6 protein-coding genes are annotated in these 5,408 nt (G+C 39.9%); 1 reads left to right on the top strand and 5 read right to left on the bottom strand.

What is annotated here, in order from left to right:
* Nucleotides 1-304: 304 nt before the first annotated feature.
* Nucleotides 305-1,096, top strand: coding sequence for a transposase (locus I8748_RS26080; RefSeq protein WP_198127425.1), 792 nt, complete (start codon nucleotides 305-307; stop codon nucleotides 1,094-1,096).
* 48 nt (nucleotides 1,097-1,144) lie between these two features.
* On the opposite strand, the gene I8748_RS26075 is transcribed toward I8748_RS26080, so the two are convergent.
* The 5 genes from I8748_RS26075 to ruvC form a co-directional block, all read right to left on the bottom strand.
* Complete coding sequence (locus tag I8748_RS26075; RefSeq protein WP_198127424.1) at nucleotides 1,145-3,745, bottom strand: GUN4 domain-containing protein; 2,601 nt, start codon at nucleotides 3,743-3,745, stop codon at nucleotides 1,145-1,147.
* A 125-nt stretch (nucleotides 3,746-3,870) separates the two neighbouring features.
* Nucleotides 3,871-3,999, bottom strand: coding sequence for a hypothetical protein (locus I8748_RS35840; RefSeq protein ID WP_263976715.1), 129 nt, complete (start codon nucleotides 3,997-3,999; stop codon nucleotides 3,871-3,873).
* 8 nt (nucleotides 4,000-4,007) lie between these two features.
* On the bottom strand, nucleotides 4,008-4,436 hold the full coding sequence (locus I8748_RS26070) for a type II toxin-antitoxin system VapC family toxin (protein ID WP_198127423.1): 429 nt from the start codon (nucleotides 4,434-4,436) through the stop codon (nucleotides 4,008-4,010).
* A complete protein-coding gene (locus I8748_RS26065) occupies nucleotides 4,430-4,657 on the bottom strand; it encodes a hypothetical protein (protein ID WP_198127422.1) in 228 nt (75 codons plus the stop codon). Before I8748_RS26065 ends, I8748_RS26070 begins: the two co-directional genes overlap by 7 nt.
* A 23-nt stretch (nucleotides 4,658-4,680) precedes the next feature.
* Complete coding sequence (ruvC, locus tag I8748_RS26060) at nucleotides 4,681-5,172, bottom strand: crossover junction endodeoxyribonuclease RuvC (RefSeq protein WP_198127421.1); 492 nt, start codon at nucleotides 5,170-5,172, stop codon at nucleotides 4,681-4,683.
* Nucleotides 5,173-5,408: the final 236 nt, after the last annotated feature.

The following is a 5,408-nucleotide window of genomic DNA, read 5'->3' as shown; positions in this document are numbered from 1 at the left end:
GCAGGGAGACAAAGCATAGCTTTGGCGGGGTGGGGTTCTTAGGTTTTAATAAGTAATTAAGCGAACTTGATATTAACCTGAGTTCGATGAACCTCTCCCCAACCCCTCTTTGACGCAAAGAGGAGCTTTAACTTCCTCGATAAAGATCGAAAAATTAAGCTTTCTGATATCTTGCACTAGCTTTTCTAGTTCAAGTCAGATTTATCTGACTAGTACAATCTTTTAGTCCGTTAAAACGGACTTACGCTATGAGACTCGGAAGTTATTCCGAGGCGGAATATCGGGTAGGTGCAAGATATCAGTCATGTCCCGCAAACCACGCAACCTAAAGCCAGAACACTGCTATCACGTTACAACTCGCTGTAATAACCGTGAATTTTGCCTTACGCGTCACGAGTGCCGGGAGGTGTTTATTTACGCTATTAAGAAAGCTTTAAATAAGTTTGGGTTTAAGCTTTATGCCTTGTGCATTATGAGTAATCATGTTCATTACATGATAGAACCAAAAAAGCCTGAAGACCTCCCTAAAATTATGCACTGGTTAAATTGGTACACAGCTATGTGTTTTAACCGAATGCTCAACCGCACAGGACATTTTTGGGAACAGCGATATCACAGCAGCGAGTTTGAAAAGACAGATTACAAAAGAGCTTTAAATACACTGCGATATATTCACGCTAACCCAAAAGCGGCTGGAATGCAGCAAGGTTTTTTCTACGACTTTAGCAATTATGGTACTCATGACCGACTCAGTAATGATGGGTTAACACAATGGCATCCTGCATTTTTACAGCTTGGAAAGACTCTAGATGAGTGTGCTGCTAGATATCGAGGGTTTTGTCGCAAGTACAAGCCAAAGCCAAAACCAGAAAAGCGTAACCATTGGGGAAGCAAGTTGTTAGCGGGAATGAAGTTGAAAGGAAAGCCGAATAAAAAGAAAACATCACCAGGACAAATGAATCTACCTTGGAACAAATGGGAAGCAACAGACCCAGAAATTCAGGCAGTAGCTGATAAATTTGTTATGGCGAATTGCTATGACCCTCCTAGGGGGAGTGCCAGGTATCGAAAACCTGGAAACATTGAAACTTCGTAGAAAAATCGGCAATAAGAAATGTTTATGATTGACTGAAAGCTTTATAGGTTACAATTTACAAGTCTCTGCGCGATAAAAGAGTACTTTTTCTTCCCCTCTATCGCTTGAAAATGGGTAGATGTCAAACCAGTCCTTGATAATGGGTAGATGTCCCAAAGGGGCTTGACTAGTATAATTATTTACGTGCGACCATTCCAATGCGTCATACATTTTTTCCCAGTCTTTTTTTTGCTCATAGATACGCTTTTGAACACTAAAACCAAAGCGACCGTCACTATATTGTACCCATAGTTGGTCTATTGTGCGGAGGTCAGAACAGGGAAATTTTTCTATAGCATCAACGTCTAAGTAGCGTTCACGTTCTCGGTTAGCTACTTTCAGCATCATTTTTGCTGTTTCCTCATCAGCCTCGCGCCAATTTCCAGCAGCTAAGTGTTCTAAAAGTTGCCTGTATTGTGGCGGCCATTGATCTTTAACAACCCTGATTCCTTCTCCATCAGTGCGGTTTTCCTGAGTCCAACAGGTAAGATGTTTCTCTTCTGTGGCTGGATAATGTTTTGCTTCTGCTTCCGTGGGTAATCTATAACGAATTAGGTTGTTAATTAGGTTGTTATCAAAATTAGAATTTAAACTCAACCAAGCACAAAAACGATTAGCAGCTTGAAAACTAATTCCCGTGACAGGTTGAGTAAGAGAAAAATTCTTGGCATAATCTGGTAAAAAGCCTTGCTCAATATTATTTGTGCCAAAAGTATTTTTGATAAACTCCTGATACTCTGCCCAAGTAAGATAACTCCGGTCTATTTCTTGGGTTTCATTAATTCGCAATAAGTTATTTAACCTTCTGCTTAATTTTACCTGTGCTGCTATCTGGGCAATTTTTGCATCATTAGATGTCAAACCAGCTTCAAGAATATTTTCAAGTTGACGCTGTGTTTGTAGTTCTACTTTCTTACTTTCTTTCAAACAATCATAAGCCAAACTTAAAGAGGCAACTGTTTGATTTTGTAAGGCTGCTTGAATTAAATTCGTGGCATCACTTTGAGCCGCATAAAGGCGAATAGCTTCCGCCCACCAAGAATTAGCAAAATTATCAATTAATATTTGTTCTTGCTGCAACTCCTTCACCTCAGCCGCAGCTAAATATTCCTGAAAACTCAAATGAGCAAATTCAAATATACCTTGCTCTCTTTCGACTATCAACCCACTCACATCTTTAACTTGTTCTAAAAATTCTCCTGGTGTTAATGTAGTATTAACTATTGTTTGCAATTCTTTAGCAATTAAATTCTCAACTTCTGCTGGTGCAAAAGTGCGAGTTGCCCTTTGCATCAAATCCAGTGCTAAGACTTGCAATACTGATTTATTTTGTTCAGATGTCAGAGGTGATTTAATTCTCTTAGCAGCTTGTCGAGTTCCTAAAAGTAAATCGCAAATTTTTTGATAAAGTTCCACCCTCCGTCCTGGTAAAGCATTACCGCTATAGTGAACAGTAGCAATCATTGTCACCAAAAGCGGATTTGTTGCCATATCAGCGATAGCACGATTATTAATAATCCGGTCAATTAAATCTGCTGCATTTTTCTTAGCTTCTGCTTTGACAACTTGATTATTTTTCCCTGCACGACTTCTGATTTCTGTTTGCAGATACCAACTATGAATAAATTGCTTCATCTGCTCTAAAGTGAATGGTAGAACTTTTAAAATAACTCCTACTTCATCCACAGGCGCACTACTATAACCATAAGGACGGGAAGTAATAATAAAAGCTGTTTGGCGATAAGTAGCCATTTGCTGATTTACCCATTCACTTACCTGCAAGCGTTCACTACTATCAGCAACTTCATCCAGTCCATCCAACATTACTAAACACTTGCCATTTTTTAACTTTTGATTAAACCAGTCTGTTTGAGGGTTGAGTTCCACAAAAGCAGGTTCTTTTTTTAAGTGATTGGTAATTAATTCAGGTAAAGTAGGAGGTTGTTGGCTGGTAATTGCTTCACGGATATCGCGCAGGTACAATAACACTGGTAAAAATTGCGGTGCTTTATATTTGCCATGATCATTTTTGGCATAGGTCAAAGTCAAATGCTTGAGCAAAGTTGTTTTACCATATCCAGGGGGTGCAATCACAGCCATGCAGCGATAACTGTATTGAAAAGAAATAGCGGCTAAAAAATTCCATATTTCTTGATTTTCAGAATGTTGACTGGTGTGTTGAGTCGAAACCATTGCACCAGAAATATTTTCTAAATTACCTGTTTCAACTTTTAATGGTACAAATACATCTTCTAAATCTAATACAGGTAAGCCAAATCTGAACCCTTCTGTCTTATAGTCACAATAAAAATCGACTAATAACCTTTTATACTTACTTTGAAACCCAGAAATTTTTTTAATAAATTTATTTGGTAAGTCGTCTGCTTGTTTAGCAGCCCATTCTCCAGTTTGTTTACCTTTTTCCTCTGCTTTGGCTTCTAGGGCTTTCATAAATTCACCGCTAAACTTCACCCAAATAGAGGAACTAGCAGTGAAAAAAGTGGAAATTACAGCCTGTGTCCATTGATGGTTCAGGAGAAAATGGCCTGTTACACCAACTCCAGCACCAGTAGGAAGCCATCTCACTAATGCCTGTGTAATGTTTTGCATCTGACGGACTTCAAGGAAGATATCGATCTGGTTACGCTTAAATACGTCTTGAATAGATGATACACTATGTTTAGCTTGTCCTTGGTTGCTTAAAAACTTTTTGGTGTTGTATTCAAGACTAAATATTACAAATTAACCTGCAAGTCAAAAGCGCAAGTCAAAAGCGATCGCTCCCAACCAAAGTTGATCATTTCAGGCGATCGCCCTGTACTTTTTGCCCTCCTTGTGCGGATGGCAGAATTTGAAAGCTTCATTTTACACCTCAGTTGAGGTCAGGATTCCAAAACTCCAGGGCGGGGAAGCTGCCAAAGTCTCGATAATTAATTGTCCAAACGGGACATTTACGCGATCGTGCTGCCCAAATTACCGTAGCATCTTCTAAGCTTCCATACCAGTTGGGGATGGTTTGCAGTAAGGCAGAGATTTCCAAAAGGTCAGCTTGGTTAATAGCAATTAGGTATAAGCTTTCTAGCATGATGTTGAGACTGGTTTGGGCAGTTCTGGGGTTAGTTGTGTATAACAACCATTTATAAACTTCAAACAAAATCGGAATGGGAGTATAAACCCTGACTTGAGCTTGACTAAGTTGTTCAAAACCAATTCTGCATTCTGCATGTTGTGGGTCTTTTGCATATAACAAGGCTATTAAGGGGCCCGCATCAATTACGAGTTGCGAGATGGAACTTAACATGGATTGATAATATTAGGAGAGTCTTCGGCTTGGTTGCTGGCATTTCTAGGAGATTCATTGACAATTCCAGCTAAGGTGAGCAATTTCGATAGATTTTTACCAGCTAGTTTTTCTTCTAGAGCTTCTTGAATCAAACCTTCTAGATTTTGATCGGGATGGTCTTGTAAATATTGTTTGAGTTGTTGGACTAGGGTATCGGGTAGGTCAATTGTGCATTTCATAACTTGATTCTCGTTTGACAAAATTAAATCTGAAACCACGCAGTTAAAGCTACCGCCAAAGCATCAGCAGCATCATCTGGTTTGGGAATATAGTCTAAATTCAACTCCCGTGCCACAGCATCTTGCACTTCGGACTTATCGGCATTACCATACCCCGTTAGGGCTTGTTTAATTTGAGCAGGCGTAAATTCCACATATGGTAGATGGTGCTGTGCTAGTGTTAGCATAACTACGCCTCGGGCCTGTGCAACGAGGATAGTACTTGACATACGATAGAAAAATAGCTTCTCGATCGCAACCAAATCTGGTTGCAATTCCTGAATCAGGGTGTGTAAATCGTCAAACAAAGTACATAGCCGCTGTCCCATTTCCGCATCTGCCGACGTACTGATTACTCCAAAATCCAGCATATCTACTCTTGCGTCTTGTGCTTTGTTTGGGCTTTGTTTACAGGTAATTACCCCAAATCCTAAAATTGCCAGTCCTGGATCTAATCCTAAAATTCGTTTTTCCATTAATTTTACTTTCACCAAGCCAGGCTACTGTTTTAGTGGCATCACTGGCAAGTTTAACAACTTGTTATGGGGATTGGGCATTGGGAATTGGGAATTGGGAATTGGGAATTGGGAATTGGGAATTCGGGGCCCCCACGACCAAAGGGAGTGGGGATTAGGGGTAATTGGGAATTGGGAATGGGGAATTGGGAATTGTTATTAGTGATTTCTCCCCATCTCCCCTGCTCCCCATCTCC

Origin of the sequence: Amazonocrinis nigriterrae CENA67, assembly GCF_016056305.1 — a bacterium.
In the GTDB taxonomy this organism is placed as follows: domain Bacteria; phylum Cyanobacteriota; class Cyanobacteriia; order Cyanobacteriales; family Nostocaceae; genus Amazonocrinis; species Amazonocrinis nigriterrae.
Note: the sequence above shows the minus strand (reverse complement) of the source record. Positions and strands in the feature narration are given on the sequence as shown.